Below are 24,487 nucleotides of genomic sequence, written 5' to 3' on the forward strand. Positions count from 1 at the left end.
GCAAGTAAATTATCTTGTCATTCGTATTATGGTATACCATAATACATACTGAAAAAAAAGCAAGAGTTTGCTATGCTAATTTTTATTGAAAAACATGTGATGAAACTCAACATGTTAAAAAACAGGAAAATTTAATTATTTATGAATCTTAAAATTGAAAACCCGCCCGTAACATTACGAGAGCTGTGTTTAGATAAAGTGCGCAATGCCATTATTACGGGCTATTTTCCTTCAGGAAAAAGACTGGTTGAAAGAACGTTATGCGAAGAACTTGGCGTGAGCCGTTCTGTAGTTCGCGAAGTGATTCGTTATTTAGAAGCAGAAGGTTTAGTCGAGATTTTGCCAAATAAAGGCCCTATCGTTTCACTCCTTAACTGGGACATCGCTTCGCAGATATATGAAATTCGTCTTTTGCTAGAGCAAAGTGCTGTGGTTGACTGCACTAAAAACCTAGATGAAAAAACTGCTGAAAAATTAAAGCTTCTATTAGAAGATCTTAAAGCTGCTTTTGCTGCCGATGACATCAATTTGATTATTGAGACCTCAACCCAGCTTTATCAAACTATTTTCACCACCGCAAAACACCATATTGCGTGGGAAGTTGTTCAACGCTTAAATGGCCGAATTAGCCGTCTACGTGCCATGACCATGAAATCGACAAAGCGTGAAATTTCAGGTTATCAACGTATTAAAAATATGTGTGAAGCCATCTATCTTCACAAAGACCCTGAAAAGGCAAAACAAGCGGTTGCTGAACATATTGCCGAAGCTGCTGCTGTCGCAAAAAATATTTTAGATGCGTGAAATCACAAATTTTAGAAAAAGGTAAATAGGCCTTTATTTAATAAGTTATAGGGAAATACGATATGTCTGCTTACTGGATTGCTCATATTACTATTCATGATATGGAACAATATAAACAATATATGGCCACGGCTCCGCAAGCTTTTCAAAAGTACGGCGCCAAGTTTCTTGCGCGTGGCGGTGCCTCAGAAGTTTTAGAGGGACAAGAGTTTGAACGTCACGTGGTGATTGAGTTTCCAGATATGGAAACCGCACGTGAATGTTATTTTTCACCTGAATATCAACTTGCCAAAAGTAAACGCCAAGGCTGCTGCGATGTGATGGTGAGTTTTGTTGAAGGAATCTAAATTGCTGAATTGATTTCTCAACTTGGGAAATCAATTCTATTTTAAGTGCTTAAGGGCATTCCGTTTTAGGCATTGGTTTAGTGATGAAGATTTTGTTCTATAGACATAGCTTTTTGCCAGCTTTCTAAGCTTTCTAGACTTTTTACATATTGTTCAATATTGAGGTATTTTGATCGAATATTTAAAGAATTAATTAGGCCATAGACTACGAAACCAATCATAAAATCTGCACCCGTTAAGCTATTGCCTACTAAGAATTTTTTGCCTACTAATTGTTGATCTAAATACGAAAATACTTTATCCAACTCAGCATGCGCATATTGGTCCAAGAACTTTAATTGAGTGCCATTTTTTAACTCAATCGAATTAAAAATATTTAACAAATATGGAACCATAGCCGAACTTTCTGAAAAATGAATCCATTGTAAATAATCAAGATAACTGTCCGAATCTTTCGCAGGCATAAGTTGAGGAGCAAATTTTTCAATCAAAATTTCTACAATTGCACCTGATTCTGCAATCACTTTTCCATTGAGCTCAATCACAGGTGATTTGCCTAAAGGATGAATGTTTTTTAATTCTTGAGGTGCAAGATTTGTAGTTTTATCTCGAAAATAACTTTTTAATTCATAAGGTTGATTAATTTCTTCAAGTAACCACAGAATGCGAAATGAGCGTGAAGCATTTAAATGATGAAGAATAATAGACATTAATTTTCTCTTTTAAACTAGAAGGTCAACAAAGTAAGACCTCACTATATAGATCAATAGACGACCGGTCTAATATTTTTTGTTATCAGCCCAGCATTTTACATCACCTACCTAAACTGCATAAAAAACAATCCAACACCTTTTCCCTCTCATCCACTTGATTTGAGTCTAAAAGCTGAATAATTGCGCCTTCAATCATATATAAAAACAGTTTGGCGTCTTGAAAAGTTACATCGGTTTTTAGATTGATAAGTTGGCTATAGATTTCATTGATGAGCCATGTTCGATATCTCACCGCGATTTGATAGGTGTTTGGATAGATCAGTTTCGTTTCAAAAATGGCTTTAAATAATAAAAAGTACAGCCCTTCTAGATCAGTGTGTAAGAAATAAAGCTTTTTGAGTTTATCGGTCGCGTTTGTGCCTTGGTCGTACTCAGCAATTGAAATCACTTTTTCTTTTAAACGTTCTTTTTGTACGATCAGACAGATTTCAATAAACCGCTCTTTTGAATGAAAGAAGTTATAAAAAGTCGCTTTGGTAATTTCACATTCTTTCACGATTCGATCCACCCCAACCGTATGAAACCCACGATGGTGAAATAAATCAATCGACTTATTGATGACTTGTATGGCACGGGAAGAAAGCACTAATTTTGGCATAGTTTTACCGTTATAAATTCTTGTTGTTTCTAAGCGAGATGCTTTTTTGGGAGAAAAAAGGCATAGCAAAGCCGTAAAGACTGTGCTTGGCACATCTCAAGTTTTGTTGTTGCTAAGTTTTAAATAAAAAAGACTTTAAGCCTGAAAACCTTAGGTCATTCAAGCTGCTTTAATTTTTAAGCTGTGTCGTTATAGCTTTTGGCACTCGGTGCCAAGAAATAATGGATGTGCAAAGCCAACTCCTTTTTATTGGGAGTTCTGCCGACATTAAATTTATGGTGGCAGAACGAGAAAGGGTTCGCGGACTGGGTAAGATAAACCAGCACACCCGAAGGTGTCCCTCTCCCGTCCTACCGCTACGGGAGGAGACGAGGAGTTTACACATAAGACTATCCCTCAGAAAGGAATAAATCTGATGTGATCTTACAGCGGTCCGCGACGACCGACTGGCAATGTAGGCCAGCAGGCAAAGAATAGTGCCCAACCCTTTTGCAGTCAAGCACGCAAAATGTCATTTGTTTTAAATTAGATCATTAGAAAAGTAAGGCTAAATAATGAGGAGGTTATTGTTAAGTGGGGGTTGTAGAGGGGAATAAAAAACAGCCTTGAAGGCTGTTTTTTAGAAATAATATATAGAATTTTAGATAAGCTTATCAATTTTCCCATAAATGTCTTTCAACTTTAATTTTAAAATCCCCCAAATCATGTAATGTTTGTGATTTTTTTACTTTTCCTTTCAAATATTGAACTTGCGGTGGTTTATTTAAATAGTTAATAAAATCGTGTACAGTAGGGTGCTCTCCAACCCAAAGTGTATGAAGTACTTCTTTAATTTCACTTATATTTTGACTAGAGATTCTTTCCAAACCAATTTCTTTAGATGAGAAAAATCTTAAAAAACTTGAGTAATCAATAAAGTAAGTATTATTAATTAAATAATCCAAACTAAAAGGTAAAGAATGTAAAATTAATTTAATAATTTTTTTATTTTTTATTTTAATTTTATGTTTATCAGTATAATTAATTAACCCCGTCTCTAATCTTTCAACTTGAGACAAATACTCCTCCAAGTTTCGTTTAAATTTATTCAAAGAAATATATTCTGTAGTAGGTATACTTCTATTTTTACACTCAATTATAAAAATATAGTTATCCCATTCTAAAATACAGTCATATTGATGCTGGGGTTTTTCTATATTGTTAACTGAAAACTCTAACTCACTAACACTAAATGATAATTCTTTTTCTTTTTCTCTCAATGTATTTAAAACTTCTTTCTCAAATAACTTACCCTTATCTATTATATGTAAATTAAATTTAGAAAAGATAGAAGATAAGACTTTTTCTAAGTCGGAATTTTTAATACTTAGAGGGAAAATTAAAAAAGAACCATCACTAACTTTAATTATAGGAGTATCATATAAATCGGCCCTCTTTTCTTTCTTATAAGTTAGATTATTAATAATCATTAAATGTTTACTACTAGAAATATTATTCATTTTGAAATTATCAATTATTTCATTAAAACTAACTGAATTAAAACCTTTAGCTTCAGAAAGCTCTCTTAATGATAAAAAACTTAAAAACCACTCTTTAATTGTCAAACCTTTATATTCTGTTGTATCTTCATTAATATCAATAAAATACAATCTATAAAAAAGATTTCTTAAAAAAAATAAATCTTTCTGTGTGTTATTCAGCTGTGCAATAAACAATCTAGAATTTTTATATTGTTGCACTAAAACATCAGCATGTATCATATTAATTCTTTGCATAGCAATCTTTGCATATAAATGTAAATTATTTACTTGCAATAAAATTTCATTCCCTCCATTTAAAATACTTTTATTTAAAGAATTATTAAAAAATCTAAAATCATAATCTAAATCTTGTACAATATCCCACATCCCTGTATTTAACAGCGACTTTTTTAAAAACTCTATTTCACAATTATTTTTTTGTAAAACTTCAAATGGTAATACTATTTCTTTTTTTTTACTAACTAGTTCAGGATACAAATAAGCAATACTTTGCAAATTATAATTTATTATTTTACATAAACTTTCTATACCTCTATCAAAATTATTAACTTCTAATCCTATTTCATTTAAAATTAATTCCTTATCTATTTTTCCTTTTAACAACTTATCTACTTCAATCAGTTTTTCTCTAGTAAAATTAAATAAATTTTGTATTATTCTTATTTTTTCACCTTCAAAATCCTTTTTTTCATCCAAAATACTTCTATAAAGTTTTTCAATTATTTCAATATTCTCAAAAATTTTTGTTTCAATTCCTTTTTTCAAATAAAACTCTTTTAAAAAATTTCTAAATTTTACAATTTTATTATTAGGGAATTGATTTATTAAATTAATATTACCATTAATATCTATAAGTAATTTTTTTAAATCATCTTCATTTTCTTTAAAAAGAATATCCTCCAATCCATCAAATGAATATTCATCAAGCTTATCTTTTAAAGAGTTATATAAACTACTCACTTCTCACCTTTTATCAAGTTAAAAATATTTTACATTTATTGGTTAATCATATCAGATATTGCAAGATTAAAAAAATTAAGTTATTTGACAAATATTTAATTTTAATAAAAAATTTAAAAAAACTAAACAAATTAAATAATTATTAAGTTTTATTTAAAAACCACACAACAAAAATTTTTCCAAAACTTCTCCAATATATTCACTATTTTTTAGTTCTTATTATTGAAATCTATAGATCTGAAAAATAAGTTTTTTATTAAGATTAATTGCTGCGGTAATGCCAACTACAACAGTAGAAAAAAGATTATCAGATTATTAATCTCTAGATTATACCTCCCTTCAAATAATTTTCCGGAATTAATATGAGTATTTTTCTGATTAGGCATGCTGAAAGTGAAGCCAATATTAATGGCAAAACCCTTTCGCATGCTTCAATTGCTTTAAGTGAAAATGAGCATAAACAAGCTCAATCATTCTGTTCAAAACTAACCCCATATCACGGCGCAAGTCTGTAACACGTAGATGTAAATAAAGCGACTCTATTATTCAAACCATCTGTTATTATAACTTCATAATGCGCGAATTTTTTACTACTTCCGACCTTAGTTGCCGTTGCAAATAACACCCTATCTTTCGCACCGCTCATATAGCGAATATCAGCCTGTAGACCCGTATATGGTGCATCCCCTGCATTACAAGCCATCGCAAAAGCAATATCGGCTAAAGAAAATATGACCCCACCATGCACGCCGCCCAAGGCATTCATGTGTTCGTCTTTCACATTAAGCTGACAACGTGCTTCATCAAAACTGCGATGCAGCACTTGAACACCCAATAGCTCTGCGAATTGATCAACTGCAGTATTTTCCATTTTTTGCACAAACGTCTCCCTACTCGTGCGAGTATTCCTTAAGTGTTATGAACTTATGTGTATTGAAATCGACTAATTAAAAGGTTAAACACTATCTTGTTTAATCTGATAGTTTGAAGAACTAAAGTCTTTATAGGTCAGGCGGTCATCTGACTCTGAGCTTAAAGGCTGAACCTCTTGCATTGAATTTAAGCAGCGCTGTGCAAGCTCAATGTATTCTTGCGTGCCTCTGGTTTTCCACTTTTTTTCTTGTTCTGATAAATCACGTACAACCTTGGCAGGACTACCCATTGCCAATACATTTGCCGGAATAATATCTTTGGTTTTGACCAGACTATTTGCGCCAATAATGGTGTTTTCACCAATTTCGGCATAGTCCAAAATTACGCTGTTCATGCCGACCAAAACATTTTTTCCAATGCGGCAGCCATGCAAAGTTGTGCCATGCCCTATGTGCCCCATTTCCTCAACTAAAGTCACGCTTTGCGGAAAACCATGTACGGTGCAGCTATCTTGTATATTGGCATTTTGCTTAATATGAATACGACCAAAATCGGCACGCAATGAGGCAAATGGCCCCACATATACGCCCGCTTCAATAATCACATCACCAATTAAAACAGCGGTTGGATGTACAAAAGCCTCTGGGCTAATCACCGGAATAACACCGTCAATACTATAACAAGGCATGATTTAACCTCTCATTTGTCGCCACCAAACCTCCGAAACGGCGCCAATAGTGTGCTGTGGCATTTGGCATTGGTCCTTCTGCTGTTGCGGCAACAGACAAGAAGTATTCATCCGCAGGTTCAAATACTTTTTTATAAATGTTCATTGATAAAGTTCGTGCACTAATCGCGGGCCAATCAGTTGGCAACAACTCAAGCGGTAGTGCTGGGTCTTTCAACAAAATCCGTCGATAATAATGAATCAGCAAAGTTCGAATTTGAAAGGCCTGAACGGGTTCGAGTTGTTCGTTTTCCTGCATGAGCAACACGCCAATTTCTCTAAAAATATCGAGAAACTGTAAATATCTTTGGCGTAATTCATCGATTGGCCAGTTGGTTCTGAGCATACGCCCAATGGTATCGACCGAATTATTAAAGAGCTGCAATGTTTCGGCTTTAAACACCACCACTTGTTCACTCATATTTAAGTCAACCAACAAGCGTTGCAGTTCAATACGGTTACAACCTGGATAAGCCATTAAGTTTGTCGAAATATTGGCAAATCCTAACCATTCGAGTTCTTTCTTTAATAACGCTTTATTTTCAGTGTCGAGGCTAGACATCAGAATAAGATCCCAATAATGGTCCCACTCTTTCATCTGGTCGTTATAAATGCGTTGCTCGGCCTGCAAATAGGTCGAACGGCTTGAATCGGTAATTCGATAAAAACTGGTTCTGCCAATTTTATCTGAACATAACCAATCATTTTTAACTAAACGAAAAACAGAGGTTCTTACAGCACGGTCATTAAAACCAAATAGCTCTAATAACTGAATCAGACTGGCAAGACTAATGTTTCCGCCCCGATGAAGTACTGAATCTCCAAAAATTGTCGAAATAAGCGAAGTTCCACTTAAGGTTTCATTCTTTACAACAGAATCAATTATTTGCTGTATTTTTGCACTCATACTCATGTCTTGGCGTTTAGTTTCAGGGTATAGATTCTATACCCTGAATGATCTTGATGTTAAGCAATCTGACGCATATCGATTACCCGCTTTGCCTTTCCTTCCGAACGAGGTAAGGTCGCTTCTGTCACAACTTCTACAGTAACGCTAATCCCAATCATGGTTTTAATGCGTTTCATCAACTCCTGAGCAAGTTGATTGGCCTGTATAGTACAGTTATGACACATCTCTGTACGAATATGCAAAGTATCCATATGTCCTTTTTTAGTCACCAAAATTTCATAATTTGGAACTAAATGTGGAACTTGCAAAATTTGCTCTTCGATCTGGGTCGGGAAAACATTCACGCCGCGAATAATCAGCATGTCGTCACTGCGGCCCACAATTTTATCCATTTTACGCATTGCCAGATTTTCTCCAGCAAGCAAACGGGTCAAATCACGGGTACGGTAACGGATAATCGGTAAGCCTTCTTTAGTAATGGTCGTAAAGACTAGCTCGCCAAGTTCGCCATCTTTACAGACTTCACCCGTTTCAGGGTTAATAATTTCTGGGTAGAAATGATCTTCCCAAATGGTTAGTCCTTCGCCCTCACCTAAGCACTGCATGGCAACGCCCGGCCCCATCACCTCAGACAAACCATAAATATCGAGTGCTTTAATATTGAGGCGTTCTTCAATTTCACGGCGCAGTTCGTTGGTCCACGGCTCGGCTCCAAAAATGCCGACTTTTAAAGACGTATTACGTGCCGTACCAAATTGCTGTTCCAGCTTTTCAATAATACTCACGCAATATGAAGGCGTAACCATAATTGCGGTAGGTTTAAAGTCTTGAATGAGCTGAACTTGCTTTTCAGTTTGGCCACCAGACATTGGAATAACCGTTGCACCTAAGCGCTCGGCGCCATAATGTGCGCCTAGACCACCTGTAAACAGACCATAGCCATAAGCCACCTGAATCATATCTTTCGCGGTTAAACCTGCCATGCGTAAGCAACGCGCAACAATGTCCGACCAAGTATTAATATCTTTTTGGGTATAACCCACTACGGTCGGTTTACCCGTTGTGCCTGATGATGCATGTAAACGCACAATTTGCTCTTGTGGTACGGCAAACATCCCAAACGGATAGTTGTCTCTTAAATCCTGTTTGGTGGTAAATGGAAACTTCGCCAGATCGTCTAAAGTGACGAAGTCATCAGGATGCACGCCTGCGTCATCGAACTTTTTCTTATAGACCGGACTATTTTCATATACAAAAGTCAGGGTTTGTTTTAACCGTTTCGTTTGCAGCTCTCTAAGCTCTGCAAGTGTTAATTGTTCAACATTATCCGTTGTAAGGCTGTCCATCGCCTCTCTCCTCATTATGTAATTTTAAAAACCGTCAGAATTAATTTAAATTTTCCAAAATCAGTGCAACGCCTTGTCCCACACCCACACACATCGTGCAAAGTGCATAGCGTCCACCTCGTTTTTTTAGCTCACGTGTTGCGGTAATCACTAAACGTGTACCGCTCATACCGAGCGGATGTCCGAGCGCAATCGCACCACCATTTGGGTTCACGCGTTCATCGTCATCTTTTAAACCGAGTTCACGCACACAAGCTAAAGATTGGGCTGCGAATGCTTCATTTAGTTCAATCACATCCATCTGATCTAGCGTTAAACCTGTTTGCTTTAAAATTTTCTGCACAGCCGGAACAGGACCTATACCCATATATTTGGGTTCAACCCCTGCACTTGCAATGCCAATCACGCGTGCTAAAGGTTTTAAACCATGTGTATCTGCAAATTCACGGTTGGTAATTAACACACATGCAGCGCCGTCATTTACACCAGAGGCATTTCCGGCAGTCACCGAACCGCCTTCTTTTTTAAATGGCGCTTTGAGTTTTGCGAGTGCTTCAAGTGTCGTTTCACGCGGATGTTCGTCTCGATTAACAACGTTCACGTTTTTCTTACGGTCAACAATCTCGACAGGCAAAATCTCGTCGGTAAAGAAACCGTTTTGTTGTGCCGCAGCGGTTTTTTGTTGGCTACGCAATGCAAATGCATCTTGGTCTTCACGACTAATCTGATATTTTTCAGCTACATTTTCGGCAGTTTCCGGCATGCTGTCGGTGCCGTATTGCGCTTTGAGTTGTTTATTTACAAAGCGCCAACCAATAGTTGTGTCGTAAATTTCAGGGGTACGGCTAAAAGCTTCGGTTGGTTTAGCCTGTACAAATGGCGCACGGCTCATTGACTCAACACCACCTGCCAACACAAACTGCGCTTCACCTGCTTTAATTGAGCGTGCTGCAAGTCCTACTGCATCTAAACCAGAGGCACACAAACGATTGACCGTCATAGCGGGTACTGTGTCAGGTAAGCCTGCCAAGAGTGTTGCCATACGTGCAACGTTACGGTTGTCTTCACCTGCTTGGTTGGCACATCCTAAAAATACTTCGTCTACCGTATTCCACGGCAAGTTCGGGTGTTTATCTTTTAAATATTTGATGGGCAATGCAGCTAAATCATCTGCACGCACAGCACTTAGAGCACCTGCATATCGTCCAATTGGGGTACGAATAAAATCGCAAATTAAAACGTCTTCCATGTTGACTCCTGATTATGCAAATTCGGTCATATCACGTGAATATTGAGTAGCAATGTTTTGGGCTTTCGCCACATATTGCTTGAGGTAGATACTCGCGCGATATTTTTCCTCGCCATACAGTGCATATAAGTTATTTAAGGTTTGGAGCACATAAGCACCGCCCAATTGTGTCAACCACTGGTAAGGGCCTTTAGGATAATTCACTCCATATTTCATGGCATTATCAATATCTTCCAGACTCGCAACACCATGTAAACTTGCTTCACAGGCTTCATTAATAAGCAAAGCGATGGTGCGTAAGGTTAACAGTGCCGGATGGTCTTTAATCCACATCACGCTGATACCAAACTGCGCAAAATAAGCTTCAACTTTAGCCAGATCACTTGCTTCACATAGTTCGTTATGACTGAGTACTAAAGCCTCTGCCTGCTCAAAATCATGGTGCCAATCCATTAAAACCACTTTACGGCTTAGATAATGAATATTGGCTGACTCACCTTGGCTTAAACGTAAGTCGATATCATCAATTTGAAGGATATTGTCGTCGCTGGCAGATCCGCTTTTTAAACCTAAACGCGTTAAAAAAGCAGGTAGCTGAGACCAAGTCCCTTTTAGTTGAATATGGGCATCAACTGGTTTGGCAACCACAGCTTGAAGCTGAAATGTCTCGTACTGATTTTTTTCGTTATAGCGATAAAAGCCCTGTTTTGACTTACGGCCCCAAGCACCCGCATCAACTAATTCTTTTTGAATGAGGCTTGGGCGGTAGCGTGGCTCGTAAAAGAACTCTTGATAAACGCTTTGGGTCACCGAAAAGTTAACATCTTGCCCAATAAGGTCGGTAAGTTCACACGGCCCCATCGCAAAACCACCACATTGCTTTAAGGCATAGTCGAGCTGGTCGTAGCTGGTGACTTGTTCTTGCAGTGCTCTAAAGCCTTCCGCATAAAACGGACGTGCAATTCGGTTAACAATAAAACCCGGAGTCGACTTGGTGAGTACTGGAATTTTTTTCCAGCCGAGCATCAAGTTTTTTAAAGCCAAACATAAGCTGTTTGGGGTTTTTAAGCCTTGTACAATTTCAACCAGTTTCATGACTGGTGCAGGGTTAAAAAAGTGTAAACCGACCACGCGTTCAGGGTGAGCAATGCCCGCCGAAATTGCAGTGACTGAAATTGAAGAGGTATTGCTTGCAAAAATGGTTTGCGCACTACAAATTTCAGCGAGCTGTTTAAATAAAGACTGTTTAACTTCTTTCTTCTCGACGACGGCTTCAATGACCAAGTCGGCATCACGTAGTGCTTCAATTTGATTCACCACAGTTAAACGCGCTAAGGCTTCATCAGCTTGCTGTTGAGTAAGCTTGCTCTTGTCGACCAGCTTTTTAAACGTCTGCCCCAAGCCGTGAGCGGCTTGTTGTGCTTTTTGAGCGTCCAGATCATATAAAACGGTCGAGTGTCCGTTTACGATGGCTAACTGGGCAATTCCAATACCCATGGTGCCAGAACCAATGACGGCAATTCGGGCACGAGATAAATCTAAATCTGTCATGCTTAGCGCCCTTTAAAATTTGGTTCGCGTTTATTCATAAAGGCTTGTACACCTTCACGATAATCTTCAGAACGACCCGCAATGCGTTGTAAATCACGCTCTAACAGCACTTGCTCATCAAAGGTGTTGTTGCTTGATTGATGAATGGCTTTTTTAATGAGAGATAGACCAAAAGTAGGTTGTTTCGCTAAACGTTCAGCGAGTTCAGTGACTTTTGTTTTAAGCTCAGCGTCCTCAACCACATCCCAAATCATGCCCCATTCTTTTGCGGTTTCTGCTGGTAGCTTGTCACCTAACAAAGTTAAGCCCATAGCACGCGCATGGCCTACGGCACGTGGTAAAAACCATGTACCCGCAGAGTCTGGAACCAAACCTAAGCGGCAAAAGGCTTGTACGAAGTTTGCCGATTTTGCTGCAATCACCAAATCACATGCCAGTGCAATATTTGCCCCTGCACCTGCTGCTACACCATTTACGGCGCAAATCACAGGCTTTGGCATATTTACAATCGTTTTAATGAGCGGGTTATAGTAAGTTTCAATGGAATATCCTAAATCTGGAGCTTCAGCATTTGGGTCTACTACACGGTCGCCTAAGTCTTGCCCTGCACAGAAGCCACGGCCTTCGCCACTAATCACAACACAGCGAACATCCGGATTTTTAGTCCACTGGTTTAACACCTCAGCCACTTCACGGTGCATATCAACGTTAAAGCTGTTCAGTGCTTTTGGGCGGTTAAATGTCAGGTAGCCAACACCATTTTTTTCTTCAGCAATAATATTTTGATAGTCCATCACTCACCTCTAAACACTGGCTTTCTTTTCTCAAAGAAAGCATTAATCCCTTCGTTTCGATCTTTTGTAGCCGCCAGCCAGACAAAGTTTTGACGTTCAAACTTGAGTCCCTGACTTAAAGTCGTTTCATGAATACTTTTAATTGATTGTTTAATCACGCGAATCGCTAAAGGCGCTTGTTTCGCAATTTTGGCTGCAAGTTGAACCGCATATTCAACAGTTAATTCAGTCGGTACCACTTGACTGCAAATGCCATGTTGCTCGGCCTGTTTTGCTGAAATCATCTCACCTGTCATGGCCCAGCGCATGGTGAGTTGTTGTCCAACCAAGCGTGCTAAACGCTGTGTTCCACCTGCACCCGGCAACATACCCAAAGTAATTTCAGGTAAAGCAAAACGGGCATTTTCACCGCAAACGACCATATCTGAGTGTAAAACCAGCTCAAACCCAGCGCCTAAGGCATAGCCATTGACTGCACTAATGAGTGGCTTACTAAATGCATCAATTTTTTGCCAAAGCTTCGGACGAATATCGAGTTGCAAAGTCACGGCGTCCATTGCAGCCAGCTCGCTAAGATCTGCTCCAGCAGCAAAACATTGTGAGTTACCTGTTAAAACCACTGCTTTGACTTGAGCATTGTGTTCAGCTTCTTCGAGCAACTCGCATAAACACTGCAATGTTGCATTGTTTAAAGCATTTCTTTTTTCCGGGCGGTTTAGTGTTAATAACAAAACACCGTCAGTTGCTGTGCTGGCTTTGATCAACTCTTGCATGACAGCCTCTACTCATCAAAACTCAAACGAACATTTGGGCCTTTTGGTAAGGTTTGACAGCTCAGCACATAGCCCTTTTCAACTTCATCTTTTTCAAGACTATAGTTAAGGAACATATCAACTTCACCAGAAACAACTTTACAACGACAAGTCGCACACACCCCACCTTTACAGGCATACGGTAAGTCAGCACCTGCACGTAAAGCCGCATCAAGAATACTTTCATCATCCTGAGCCACAGAAACAATCAGCTCACGACCATCTAAAATAATGTTTACTTTTTCTTCTTTACGATTTGCATCAGCTTCAGCGCTACGTTTACGCGCTTGCCCTGTATGGAAACGTTCAGTGTGGATTCGCTCTTTGGCAATACCAAAGTTCGGTAAAGTGCTTTCTACGGCATTCATCATTTCGTCTGGACCGCAGGCAAAAACATGGTCAAAACTCGTTTCAAGCACCTCAAAATCAAAAAGTTGTTTTAGCTTTTCTTCATCAATCCGACCATTCATCAGTTCGCTGTCATTGAACTCACGAGAAAAAATATTGATGAGTTGAAAGCGTTCTTTAAACTGATCTTTCAAATCCATAATTTGCTCGGCAAACATGGTTTGTTTCCATGAGCGGTTGCCATAGAGCAACGTAAATTTTGCTTCAGGTTGTTCAAACAAAACTTGCTTAACAATTGATAAAATTGGGGTAATACCACTGCCCGCAGCAACACCTAAAAAGTTTTGTCCGCCAACCTTAGCTGCTTTTTGAAAAAACACGCCTTGTGGTGGCATCACTTCAAGCACATCGCCCACTTTTAAATGGTCATTGGCCCAATTTGAAAATTGCCCTTGATCAATTTTTTTAACCGCAATGCTGATGTCTTCTTTACCCGCATAGCTACAAATTGAGTAACAACGGCGGATTTCACCAGCTTCAGTTAAATGGCGAATGGTTAAATGTTGCCCCGGTTGAAATTGAAATTGTTCTTGTTGTTCAGGTACAACATCAAATGCAATACAAATGGCCTGATCGGTTTGAGGCGTAATACTTTTTACTTTTAATGGTACAAATTGGCTCATGGCTGATTTCCTTATCTAAAGACTTAAATACATTTGAAGTAATCAAAAGGCTCAAGACAGTCCTGACATTTATAAAGTGCTTTACAGGCGGTAGAACTAAACTCTGTTAACAGTCGGGTATGTCGGCTTTTGCAACGTGGACACTCAACACCATCTTTTAAGTGAACATGGGTGCCACACTGATGCGCTAACCCTTCTGGTGGTGCAATGCCATAAACTTGCAACTTCTTTTTACCCGCTTCAGACATCCAGTCTGTGGTCCATGCTTCTGATAAATCGACCATCACTTTGACCGGTGTCAAAGCTTCTGCGGTAAATGCCTCAACAATTTGTACTTTCAACATATCTGTTGCTGGGCAACCGCTATAAGTTGGAGTTAAACGAACAATGATTTCTTGTTGATCGTTAATCTCTACACCGCGAATCATGCCTAAATCCACAACAGATAAAACCGGAATTTCAGGGTCACTGACCGTTTGTAGAACATCCCAACATTGGTCGATGCAATGACGAATCATTTGCATGGCTCACCTCCTTGTCTTACCAGGTCATGCCCGGATAAGTTCTTTGAATACTTTGCATTTCAGCCAACAAATAACCCAAATGCTCGGTATGCAATCCTTGTTTCGCACCACGGCGATAAGCACCGTTCACAGCAACATTTAATTCAAAACGCTTAAGCTCATCTGCAATGGTTTGGTTCCATTGTTCTTTTTCATTTGAAAAATCTGGAATCACGCCTTGTGCGACCAATGCTTGTTCATCTGCATTGAGTTCAAATAACTCAGCGGTAAAGCGCCATAAATTATTTAAACCGTCTTGTACACGTTGATGCGCTTCATCTGTGCTTAAACTTAAACGTTCCATCCAGCTTGTCGAAAAACGGATGTGATACTTCACTTCTTTTAAAGATTTAACGGCAAGTGCGCTTAATTCAGGAAGTGAGCTTTGCGTTAAAGCCGTAAATAAATGAAGATGGTAATGATCCATCAACCACTGGCGTACAATCGTTTGTGCAAAATCGCCATTGGGTTGTTCACACAATAATAGATTTAAAAACTCACGCTCAGTACGGAAATACGCAAGCTGGTCTTCATCACGCTTAGCTTCATCGTATTGACCAGCCAACGTTAGAAAGTTTCTTGCCTGACCCAACAAGTCCAAACCGATATTTGCTAAAGCAATATCAATTTCAAGCTCAGGTGCATGTCCGCACCATTCAGCCAAACGCTGAGATAAAACCAGTTGACTGTCGCCAATATGTAATAAGAATTTAGATAAAACTGAATGATTCATGTGTCATCTCCCTTACATGTGCTCAATGCCATCTGGGATATGGTAAAAAGTCGGATGACGATAAACCTTGTCTAGAGAAGGATCGAAAAATTCAGCTTTTTCATCTGGCTGTGATGACTTAATCAGTTCTGAACGAACCACCCAAATGCTAATTCCTTCATTACGACGCGTGTAAACATCACGAGCATGTTGTAATGCAATTTCATCATCCGGTGCTCTTAAGCTGCCTACATGACGGTGGCTTAAGCCTTGTTTACTACGTACAAATACTTCGTAGAGCGACCAGTTGTTTTTATCTTCCATTTTGATTTCCTCAAATTTTTCCATAAATCTTGTTAAGCCACTTTGTTCGCTTCAAGCTGCTGTTTCTTGGCATAGACCACTGCTGCATCACGAACCCATTTGCCGTTTTCCCATGCTTTACGGCGTGCTTCGATACGCTCGTGATTACATGGTCCACGTCCGGCAATCACTTCATTAAATTCGTGCCAGTCGATCTCGCCAAACTCATAGTGGCCTGTTTCTTCATTCAGTTTTAAATCTGGGTCTGGTACTTCTAAACCAAGCTGCAAAATCTGCGGTACAGTGTTATCAACAAACTTTTGACGTAATTCATCGTTACTAAAGCGTTTGATTTTCCATGCCATGCTTTGCGCGCTGTTTGGAGAATGCTCATCACTTGGACCAAACATCATGAGCGCTGGCCACCAATAGCGATTGACCGCATCTTGTGCCATCTGTTTTTGTTCTGGTGTACCGTTTGCCAAAGCCATCATGGCTTCAAAACCTTGGCGCTGGTGGAAACTTTCTTCTTTACAAATACGTACCATTGCACGTGCATATGGTCCGTAAGAGGTACGGCAAAGCGCAACTTGGTTCACAATGGCTGCCCCATCGACAAGCCAACCAATCGCAGCGACATCTGCCCAAGTCAAAGTTGGATAATTAAAAATTGATGAGTATTTCATTTTCCCATCAATCAACTTTTCCATCATGTCATCACGGTCAGCGCCTAAAGTTTCTGCCGCACTGTACAAATACAAACCATGACCTGCCTCGTCTTGTACTTTTGCCAACAAAACCGCTTTACGTTTTAAAGTTGGTGCACGAGTAATCCAGTTCCCTTCAGGCAACATACCTACAATTTCAGAATGGCCATGTTGCCCGATTTGACGAATCAATGTTTTGCGATAGGCATCAGGCATTTGATCCTTAGCCTCGATCGTAATTTCATTGGCAATATTTTGTTCAAATTTCTGGTAGTTGTTTTCCATTCTTTCATTCCCTGTAGGTATCACCCTTAAATCTATTTTTCGATACACTAAAAACAAAGTCAATCACTTTTTTAGTATCAAATTAAATCCACTTCATAAAAACAGTTTAAACATTTGAAATAAATAAATATTAACCAATTGTAAAAAACTTTTTTACTTTTAAAAATCAAAATAAAGTTGACTTTTAGACAAATTAATCTGAAATTATGAATCATATTTTCGCAATTTTTATAATTGATGTATCACATAAAAAAGGAGTTTGGTCATGCTTGAACAAGCACACCTAGAAGGAACCTCAACTGAAACAGATTTTCAGCAGTCTGAGCATCAACTGCCTCATCTTGCTTCTTATGTTTATGGAACATGGCATTCGACGGGCGAAGAACTGCGCCCTGTTTATCATGCTATTACAGGTGAATCGATTTATGCCGTAAGCAGTCATGGCATTGATATGAAACGTGTTGTTCAATATGCCAAACAAAATGGTTCAGAACTGGCTAACTGGACATTCCACCAACGTGCTAATGCCTTAAAACAAATTGCCCAACATTTACTTGAGCGTAAGGAAGAGTTCTACAAACTTGCCTATGCGACAGGTGCAACTCGTAAAGATGCATGGATTGATATTGAAGGTGGGATCCAGACATTATTTGCTTATTCGAGTCTGGTTCGTCGTGAACTCAATGATGAAAAAATTATTACCGAAGATAGTTGGATTCAGTTATCTAAAAATGGCACTTTCGGCGCTAAACACATTTTAAGTCCTAAAGCTGGTGTTGCCGTTCATATCAATGCATTTAACTTCCCAATTTGGGGAATGCTTGAAAAGATTGCACCAACGTTACTTGCAGGTGTGCCATGTATTGTTAAACCTGCAACTGACGGCTCTCAATTAACTCAAGCAGTTGTAAAAGCGATTGAAGAAGCGCATGTATTACCAAAAGGTTCGCTACAACTGATTTGCGGTCAGACTTATGACCTGTTCGACCACTTAGGCCCACAAGACTGTGTCACGTTTACAGGTTCTGCCTACACAGGTCAAAAACTACGTAACCACCCTCACCTTAATAAATATTCGATTCCATTTAGCATGGAAGCCGACTCGGTAAACAGCGCAATTTTAAGCCCTGAGGCAAACGAAGAAACTGTCGATTTATTTGTGCGTGAAGTCTTCCGTGAAATGACCACAAAAGCAGGCCAAAAATGTACTGCGATTCGTCGTGCTTTCGTTCCTAACAACTTGTTAACAACTGTGCAAGAGAAGCTAACTGCCAAACTTGCTAAAGTTGTGGTGGGCGACCCTCAAAAAGAAGAAACCACCATGGGCGCTTTAGCGAGCATAAAACAAAAACATGATGTTGCAGAAAAAGTTGCCGAACTCAGTAAAGACGCAAAAATTGTTTTTGGTGGCAACGACTCCTTTAAATTTAATGCAGACCATCCTGAAAAAGGCGCTTTTTTCGCTCCCACTTTATTACTCTGCGAACAGCCTTTACAAGCAACACATGTGCATACCACAGAAGCTTTCGGCCCTGTATGTACTCTCATGCCATATCAAAACATTGAAGAACTAGCTAATCTTGTTTCACGTGGTGAAGGTAGCTTAGTGGCTTCAGTCGTTAAAAATAACGATGAGAATATTGAACAGATTATTCAAAAAATTGCGCCTTGGCATGGTCGTGTCCATGTACTTGATGCAGAATCGGCAAAAGAAAGTACAGGCCATGGTTCTCCACTTCCTCATTTAGTACACGGTGGTCCTGGTCGTGCAGGTGGCGGTGAAGAGTTAGGTGGTATTCGTGCCGTTAAACACTATATGCAGCGCACTGCAATTCAAGGTTCTCCAAATAGTCTGACGCAAATTACCCACTCGTGGACTGCTGGCTCGAAAGTTAACGAAGACCGTGTACATCCATTTAAAAAGTCTTTTGATGAGTTAGTGATTGGTGAACGTTTATTAACGGCACGTCGCACCGTAAGCGAAGCGGATATTGTCAATTTTGCGGGTTTAAGCGGCGATTACTTCTATGCACATACCGACAAAATTGCAGCGGCCGAGTCTTTCTTTGGTGAGCGCGTTGCACACGGCTACTTTATTGTGTCTGCCGCAGCAGGTCTATTTGTAGATGCAGCACAAGGTCCTGTGATTGCCAATTATGGTATGGACAACTTACGTTTTGTTGAACCAGTTAAAATTGGTGATTCAATTCAGGTTGAATTGACCTGTAAACAGAAAACGCCTAAACCACAAAAAGACCCATCTCAGCCTGCGCATGGCGTTGTGGTATGGGATATTAAAGTCAAAAACCAACGCGGTGAACTTGTCGCAACTTACGACATTTTAACTTTAGTTGCTCGCGAGGCTTAATGTTTAAAATGAGATGGGGCACCTCGTCCCCATCTCATTTTTTTAGCACTCAATTGCATTCACAGCGAGGCCGCCTTTTGAAGTCTCTTTATATTTCTCCGACATATCTCTGCCTGTTTCCTTCATGGTTTGAATCACTTTATCTAGCGTGACAAAGTGTTCATCGTCATCATGAAGAGCCATTTGTGCTGCATTAATGGCTTTTACGGCTGCAATCGCATTTCGTTCAATGCAAGGCACCTGAACCAAACCACCAATTGGGTCACACGTTAAACCCAAGTTATGTTCAAGACCGATTTCAGCTGCATGTTCCACCTGCTCAGGTGAGGCACCTAAAATTTCGGCTAAACCAGCAGATGCCATTGCACATGCCGAGCCAACTTCGCCCTGACACCCTACTTCTGCACCAGAAATAGACGCATTGAGTTTACATAAAATACCGACTGCTGCCGCACTGAGAAAAAAGCGAACCACTTTGTCTTCTGAAAAGTCTTTAGAAAAAGTCACGTAATAATATAAAACTGCCGGAATAATCCCTGCTGCACCATTTGTTGGCGCAGTCACCACTCGGCCACCCGCAGCATTTTCTTCATTTACCGCTAAGGCAAATAAATTGACCCATTCCATCGCATGAAAAGTTGTCACAATCAGATTTGAGTTTTTCTTATTTAACAACTTATCGTGAATTTTTTTAGCCCGACGTTTTACATTTAATCCACCGGGTAATATGCCTTCATTAATTAATCCGTTGTGAATGCAGTGCTGCATTACTTTCCAGATTTCCATAATCTTGCTGCGAATCTCAGCCTCACTACGCCAGCTTTTTTCATTTTCAAGCATTAACTCACTTATTGATAAATGATGAGTCTTACATAAGCTTAAAAGTTCAGCCGCACTGTGAAATGGATATGGAACCTTAACGTCGTTTGTTTCAGTTTGGGTGTGTGCTAATTGTCTTTGATTGACAATAAAGCCACCACCAACCGAATAGTAAGTTTCTGTATATAGAGTTTCTTCGGCTTCGTTATATGCAATCAGCTCCATTGCGTTTGGGTGATAAGGCAAAGACTCATCTAAAAAAAGCACATCACGCTTATAGTCAAAAGCAATACTCTTTTGCTGATTAAGCTGGATGGCTTTATTTTCAAGAACATCTTCAATCAAGTTTGTACTTACTTGAGTATCAATATGTTCAGGATCAAAACCCATTAAGCCTAATAGAACTGCTTTATCTGTCGCATGACCGACACCCGTTGCCGACAGCGAACCGTATAACTTCACCTGAACTCTAACCGTATTTTGTAGATCATTTTGTTTCAATAAATCATCTACAAAACTGTATGCCGCACGCATTGGTCCAACTGTATGGGAGCTAGATGGACCAATACCAATTTTAAAAAGATCAAATACACTAATAAACACGTGGTCCTACCTTCAATCATTATTATTCGTATGTTCGTCGTTATTGTGTCCTTTCGGATAGCTTTAAAATTATCATTAAGCTGCCCATAAAGCACTGAAAATAAATGTATCATTGCCTAAAAACAACACAATCAATATCTAATTTACTATTTTCTAAAAAATGGAATTTTCTATTAATTTAAATGGTAAATTAATCAACAAATTTTTAAGATTCTTTATTTAAACCTCTAAAAATAGCGAAGATTTCCCTTTTTTTATAAAAAATATTAGGTTTTCAAGCTCTTCACTTGAAATTCATATTATTTAAATATCATCAAAAACAAAAGATTAACTAAAAATTAAATCATCCTTTGCCAATAAATAGAATAAAAATTCCCCTATTTACCAACAACCATATATCGTATACGATATATGAAAGAACAATAGTTCTGTCGTTAAGGAAAACGTAATGACAAGTCAGTTTAAAAAGCAGTTATCTCTAATGGATCTTACATTCATTGGCTTAGGCGCCATTTTTGGTTCAGGATGGTTATTTTCAGCAAGTCATGTGGCCTCTCAAGCCGGCCCTGCGGGTATATTGTCATGGATTATTGGGGGCTTTGCCGTTTTAATTCTGGGAATTATTTATTGTGAGTTAGGTGCAGCCTTACCCCGAGCAGGCGGTATTATCCGTTATCCCGTATTTTCACATGGCCCTCTACAAGGATATTTACTAGGTTCTGTAACCGTCATTGCCTTTTCAAGTTTAATTGCAATTGAAGTCGTCGCTGCCCGAGAATATGCAGCAGCATGGTTCCCCTCTCTTACAGCAGTGCATGATGGCGCTCGGTCTCCAACTACCATTGGATGGTTGTTTCAGTTTGCTCTTTTATGCGTATTTTTTGCATTGAATTATTACAGCGTAAAAACCTTTGCAATTGCCAACAACCTGATCAGTGCATTGAAATTTGCTGTTCCAATTTTAGTGATGGTCGCCCTTCTATACCATTTTAAACCTGCAAATTTTTCAATGACCGAATTTGCCCCAATGGGCGCTCACGGCGTACAAGGTGCCGTATCTGCTGGTGGTATTATTTTTGCGTACTTAGGTTTAACGCCGATTATTTCGGTGGCGAGTGAAGTAAAACGTCCTCAGTTTACGATTCCTTTTGCACTCATCTTATCTGTCGTTTTAGCAACGATTATTTATGTAGTGCTTCAAGTTGCTTTCTTGGGTGCAGTACCTACCGATATGTTAGCAAATGGTTGGTCAGGACTTAGTGACAAATTCCCATTGCCTTACCGCGACATTGCCATGTTATTAGGTTTGGGATGGTTAGCTCTGTTAGTAGTTTCAGACGCCATTATTTCTCCGTCTGGCTGCGGCAACATCTATATGGCTGCAACTCCACGTGTCATTTATGCATGGTCGAACAGTAATACGTTCTTCCGTATTTTTACTCGTGTAGATCCAAAATCAGGTATTCCACGTTATGCATTATGGTTAACGTTTGCACTTTCTGTATTTTGGACCATGCCGTTTCCATCTTGGGATAAATTAATTTCTGTCGTTTCGGCTGCGTTAGTTTTAAGTTATGCCCTAGCTCCTGTCACAGTGGGTGCTTTACGCCGTAATGCTCCTGAGCTTGAACGTCCATTCTTTGTAAAAGGCTTTACTGTTCTCGGCCCACTCGCTTTTGTCATTGCTTCTTTTATTGTGTATTGGTCTGGCTGGAATGTCATTTCATGGTTATTAGGCGCACAAATCGTATTGTTTGCACTCTATGTTATTTTCAAACGCTATGTGCCAACCCAAGAAGTCAGCCTCGCTCAACAATTGAAGTCATCAGCGTGGCTCCTTGTTTACTACATTTTAATGATTCTTGCCTCTTACCTTGGCAGCTTCGGTGATGGCGCAACACACCTATTAGCCGCGCCTTTCGACACCCTATTAGTGATGGTGATTTCTCTTGGTTGTTACTACTGGGGTATCCGCTCAGGTTTACCAAAAGCGCTAATTAAAAATGATGATGAAGCTTAGCGATCACTTACTTAAATATATAAGTTGAGGTTTTCTTTCGATTAATAACGTATACAAAATACTATATTTTTCAAAAGTGAAACCTAAGCTTTGATAATTCTCCAACGTCAGAAGAACCACTTTTGACGTTCACTCTCAAGTGAGGTTGATAATGTTAAATATTACTGGTCAAAATTTTATTGCAGGTCAACGTTCAAGTTCAGGCAATAAATTTGTCTTAAGCTACGATGCTGCAACAGATGAAGCATTACCCTATCAGTTTGCTCAGGCAACGCCAGAAGAAATTGATCAGGCAGCTCAAGCAGCTGCATTGGCTTATCCAGCTTTTAGACAGACTACGCCAGAACAGCGCGCTGTTTTTCTAGAAACGATTGCCAGTGAAATTGATGCGCTTGATGACCAGTTTATTGCCACAGTCTGTCAAGAAACTGCTTTACCGGAAGCGCGTATTCGTGGTGAACGTGGGCGGACTACAGGTCAATTACGTCTGTTTGCTCAAGTATTACGCCGTGGTGACTATTTAGGTGCCCGTATTGATTTGGCTTTACCTGAGCGTCAACCACTTCCACGTCCAGATTTACGTCAATATAAAATCGGTGTTGGGCCAGTTGCCGTATTTGGTGCAAGTAACTTCCCTCTTGCCTTTTCTACTGCTGGTGGTGATACCGCTTCAGCACTTGCTGCTGGATGTCCAGTTATTGTGAAAGCGCATAGCGGTCACATGGCAACAGCCGAATCAATTGCAAATGCCATTTGTAGTGCAATTGAGAAATGCGCTATGCCAAAAGGCATCTTTAGCATGATTTATGGTCAAGGTGTCGGTGAGCCACTGGTAAAACATCCAGCAATCAAAGCTGTTGGATTTACAGGTTCACTCAAAGGTGGCCGCGCTCTATGCGATCTAGCTGCTGCACGTCCCGAACCTATTCCAGTTTTTGCCGAAATGTCGAGCATTAACCCAATGATTTTATTACCCGAAGCTCTAAAAGTGCGTGGTGACAAAATCGCAAGCGAACTTAGTGGTTCAGTCGTTTTAGGTTGCGGTCAGTTCTGTACCAATCCAGGTTTAATTATTGGAATTAAATCAGCTGAATTTAGCCAATTCCTTGACCAGTTCAAGGCTGCAATGGCTCAGCAACCACCACAAACCATGCTTAATAAAGGCACTTTAAGAAGCTATGAACACGGTCTTAAAGCATTACTCGCACATGACAAAATTGAGCATTTAGCGGGTCAACCGCAGCAAGGCCAGCAAGCCTATCCTCAGCTCTTTAAAGCCGATGTATCTCTTTTACTCGAGCATGATGAATTACTTCAAGAAGAAGTATTCGGTCCTACTACGATTGTGATTGAAGTTGAATCGGCAGAGCAACTTGCTCTAGCGTTAAATGGACTTCGTGGTCAGCTTACTGCATCTTTAATTGCCGAACCGCAAGATTTCGACGACTTCGCAACCCTTATTCCATTACTCGAAGAAAAAGCAGGACGTTTACTTCTAAATGGTTATCCAACAGGTGTTGAAGTCTGCGATGCCATGGTACACGGCGGACCTTACCCTGCAACTTCAGATGCACGCGGCACATCGGTAGGAACCTTAGCAATCGAGCGTTATTTGCGACCAGTATGCTATCAAAACTATCCAGATCACTTACTACCACTCGCCCTTCAAAATGCCAATCCGCTTGGTATTGCGCGTTTAGTAAATGGTGAAATGAGTAAAGCTGCTCTTTAATATTTTTAAAGGAGTTTATCCAAGTGATGAACTCCTTTTTATTTAGATTAAAACCTCAC

Annotated in this window: 23 protein-coding genes; 6 read left to right on the top strand and 17 right to left on the bottom strand. The window is 39.5% G+C overall.

Features of this window, described 5'->3' with window-relative positions:
* Nucleotides 1-141: 141 nt before the first annotated feature.
* Nucleotides 142-804 carry a GntR family transcriptional regulator gene (locus OD757_RS05040; RefSeq protein ID WP_032034542.1) on the top strand — a complete coding sequence of 221 codons (663 nt, stop codon included), beginning with the start codon at nt 142-144 and terminating at the stop codon, nt 802-804.
* Between the two features lie 62 nt (nt 805-866).
* Nucleotides 867-1,151: a DUF1330 domain-containing protein gene (locus OD757_RS05045; protein ID WP_262144656.1), complete on the top strand. Its 285-nt coding sequence runs from the start codon at nt 867-869 to the stop codon at nt 1,149-1,151.
* Between the two features lie 77 nt (nt 1,152-1,228).
* Here OD757_RS05045 and OD757_RS05050 read toward each other — a convergent pair whose 3' ends face one another.
* The 3 genes from OD757_RS05050 to OD757_RS05060 all read right to left on the bottom strand — a co-directional run bounded on the left by OD757_RS05050 (nt 1,229) and on the right by OD757_RS05060 (nt 5,023).
* The gene (locus OD757_RS05050; RefSeq protein WP_200042782.1) at nt 1,229-1,861 is read right to left on the bottom strand and encodes a glutathione S-transferase family protein; all 633 of its coding nucleotides are present in this window, start codon (nt 1,859-1,861) and stop codon (nt 1,229-1,231) included.
* 103 nt (nt 1,862-1,964) lie between these two features.
* Nucleotides 1,965-2,522: a TetR/AcrR family transcriptional regulator gene (locus tag OD757_RS05055; RefSeq protein WP_263031065.1), complete on the bottom strand. Its 558-nt coding sequence runs from the start codon at nt 2,520-2,522 to the stop codon at nt 1,965-1,967.
* A 653-nt stretch (nt 2,523-3,175) separates the two neighbouring features.
* Entirely contained in the window at nt 3,176-5,023 is a 1,848-nt protein-coding gene (locus OD757_RS05060; protein WP_263031066.1) for a hypothetical protein, read from the bottom strand.
* Nucleotides 5,024-5,385: 362 nt separating this feature from the next.
* Here OD757_RS05060 and OD757_RS05065 point away from each other — a divergent pair, with 362 nt between their 5' ends.
* Nucleotides 5,386-5,538 carry a histidine phosphatase family protein gene (locus tag OD757_RS05065; protein ID WP_263031067.1) on the top strand — a complete coding sequence of 51 codons (153 nt, stop codon included), beginning with the start codon at nt 5,386-5,388 and terminating at the stop codon, nt 5,536-5,538.
* Here OD757_RS05065 and OD757_RS05070 read toward each other — a convergent pair.
* From OD757_RS05070 to paaA, 13 genes are all read right to left on the bottom strand, one after another.
* Nucleotides 5,520-5,903, bottom strand: a complete 384-nt coding sequence (locus OD757_RS05070) for a PaaI family thioesterase (RefSeq protein ID WP_263031068.1) — start codon at nt 5,901-5,903, stop codon at nt 5,520-5,522. The genes OD757_RS05065 and OD757_RS05070 overlap by 19 nt on opposite strands.
* 75 nt (nt 5,904-5,978) lie before the next feature.
* Nucleotides 5,979-6,584: a DapH/DapD/GlmU-related protein gene (locus OD757_RS05075; protein WP_263031069.1), complete on the bottom strand. Its 606-nt coding sequence runs from the start codon at nt 6,582-6,584 to the stop codon at nt 5,979-5,981.
* A complete protein-coding gene (gene paaX / locus OD757_RS05080) occupies nt 6,571-7,536 on the bottom strand; it encodes a phenylacetic acid degradation operon negative regulatory protein PaaX (protein ID WP_000062822.1) in 966 nt (321 codons plus the stop codon). The genes OD757_RS05075 and paaX overlap by 14 nt, the downstream gene beginning before the upstream one ends.
* Before the next feature lie 53 nt (nt 7,537-7,589).
* Nucleotides 7,590-8,879, bottom strand: a complete 1,290-nt coding sequence (gene paaK, locus OD757_RS05085) for a phenylacetate--CoA ligase PaaK (protein WP_209830417.1) — start codon at nt 8,877-8,879, stop codon at nt 7,590-7,592.
* Nucleotides 8,880-8,919: 40 nt separating this feature from the next.
* Entirely contained in the window at nt 8,920-10,128 is a 1,209-nt protein-coding gene (pcaF, locus tag OD757_RS05090; RefSeq protein ID WP_263031070.1) for a 3-oxoadipyl-CoA thiolase, read from the bottom strand.
* Nucleotides 10,129-10,140: 12 nt separating this feature from the next.
* Nucleotides 10,141-11,679 (bottom strand): 3-hydroxyacyl-CoA dehydrogenase, encoded by a 1,539-nt coding sequence (locus OD757_RS05095; protein ID WP_263031071.1) that lies wholly within the window; start codon nt 11,677-11,679, stop codon nt 10,141-10,143.
* Between the two features lie 2 nt (nt 11,680-11,681).
* Nucleotides 11,682-12,473 (bottom strand): 2-(1,2-epoxy-1,2-dihydrophenyl)acetyl-CoA isomerase PaaG, encoded by a 792-nt coding sequence (gene paaG / locus OD757_RS05100; protein ID WP_000386298.1) that lies wholly within the window; start codon nt 12,471-12,473, stop codon nt 11,682-11,684.
* Nucleotides 12,473-13,246, bottom strand: coding sequence for an enoyl-CoA hydratase-related protein (locus OD757_RS05105; protein ID WP_263031072.1), 774 nt, complete (start codon nt 13,244-13,246; stop codon nt 12,473-12,475). Before OD757_RS05105 ends, paaG begins: the two co-directional genes overlap by 1 nt.
* Before the next feature lie 8 nt (nt 13,247-13,254).
* The gene (gene paaE, locus OD757_RS05110; protein WP_263031073.1) at nt 13,255-14,316 is read right to left on the bottom strand and encodes a 1,2-phenylacetyl-CoA epoxidase subunit PaaE; all 1,062 of its coding nucleotides are present in this window, start codon (nt 14,314-14,316) and stop codon (nt 13,255-13,257) included.
* 23 nt (nt 14,317-14,339) lie between these two features.
* Nucleotides 14,340-14,840, bottom strand: a complete 501-nt coding sequence (paaD, locus tag OD757_RS05115) for a 1,2-phenylacetyl-CoA epoxidase subunit PaaD (RefSeq protein WP_263031074.1) — start codon at nt 14,838-14,840, stop codon at nt 14,340-14,342.
* Between the two features lie 16 nt (nt 14,841-14,856).
* The gene (paaC, locus tag OD757_RS05120) at nt 14,857-15,612 is read right to left on the bottom strand and encodes a 1,2-phenylacetyl-CoA epoxidase subunit PaaC (protein ID WP_263031075.1); all 756 of its coding nucleotides are present in this window, start codon (nt 15,610-15,612) and stop codon (nt 14,857-14,859) included.
* A gap of 12 nt (nt 15,613-15,624) precedes the next feature.
* Nucleotides 15,625-15,915, bottom strand: coding sequence for a 1,2-phenylacetyl-CoA epoxidase subunit PaaB (gene paaB, locus OD757_RS05125; RefSeq protein ID WP_000389648.1), 291 nt, complete (start codon nt 15,913-15,915; stop codon nt 15,625-15,627).
* A 32-nt stretch (nt 15,916-15,947) separates the two neighbouring features.
* Nucleotides 15,948-16,886, bottom strand: a complete 939-nt coding sequence (paaA, locus tag OD757_RS05130; RefSeq protein WP_009390996.1) for a 1,2-phenylacetyl-CoA epoxidase subunit PaaA — start codon at nt 16,884-16,886, stop codon at nt 15,948-15,950.
* Between the two features lie 265 nt (nt 16,887-17,151).
* Here paaA and paaZ point away from each other — a divergent pair, with 265 nt between their 5' ends.
* Nucleotides 17,152-19,254: a phenylacetic acid degradation bifunctional protein PaaZ gene (gene paaZ, locus OD757_RS05135; RefSeq protein WP_263031076.1), complete on the top strand. Its 2,103-nt coding sequence runs from the start codon at nt 17,152-17,154 to the stop codon at nt 19,252-19,254.
* A gap of 42 nt (nt 19,255-19,296) precedes the next feature.
* Here the strand turns inward: paaZ and OD757_RS05140 are convergent, their stop codons facing one another.
* Nucleotides 19,297-20,676 (bottom strand): L-serine ammonia-lyase, encoded by a 1,380-nt coding sequence (locus tag OD757_RS05140; protein ID WP_263031077.1) that lies wholly within the window; start codon nt 20,674-20,676, stop codon nt 19,297-19,299.
* 448 nt (nt 20,677-21,124) lie between these two features.
* Between OD757_RS05140 and OD757_RS05145 the strand changes: the two genes are divergently transcribed.
* Together OD757_RS05145 and OD757_RS05150 are read left to right on the top strand one after the other, a co-directional pair.
* Nucleotides 21,125-22,696: an APC family permease gene (locus tag OD757_RS05145; RefSeq protein ID WP_263031078.1), complete on the top strand. Its 1,572-nt coding sequence runs from the start codon at nt 21,125-21,127 to the stop codon at nt 22,694-22,696.
* Between the two features lie 151 nt (nt 22,697-22,847).
* Nucleotides 22,848-24,428, top strand: coding sequence for an aldehyde dehydrogenase (NADP(+)) (locus tag OD757_RS05150; protein ID WP_263031079.1), 1,581 nt, complete (start codon nt 22,848-22,850; stop codon nt 24,426-24,428).
* The last annotated feature ends 59 nt before the right edge of the window (nt 24,429-24,487 follow it).

Source organism: Acinetobacter sp. AYS6, from assembly GCF_025630795.1.
In the GTDB taxonomy this organism is placed as follows: domain Bacteria; phylum Pseudomonadota; class Gammaproteobacteria; order Pseudomonadales; family Moraxellaceae; genus Acinetobacter.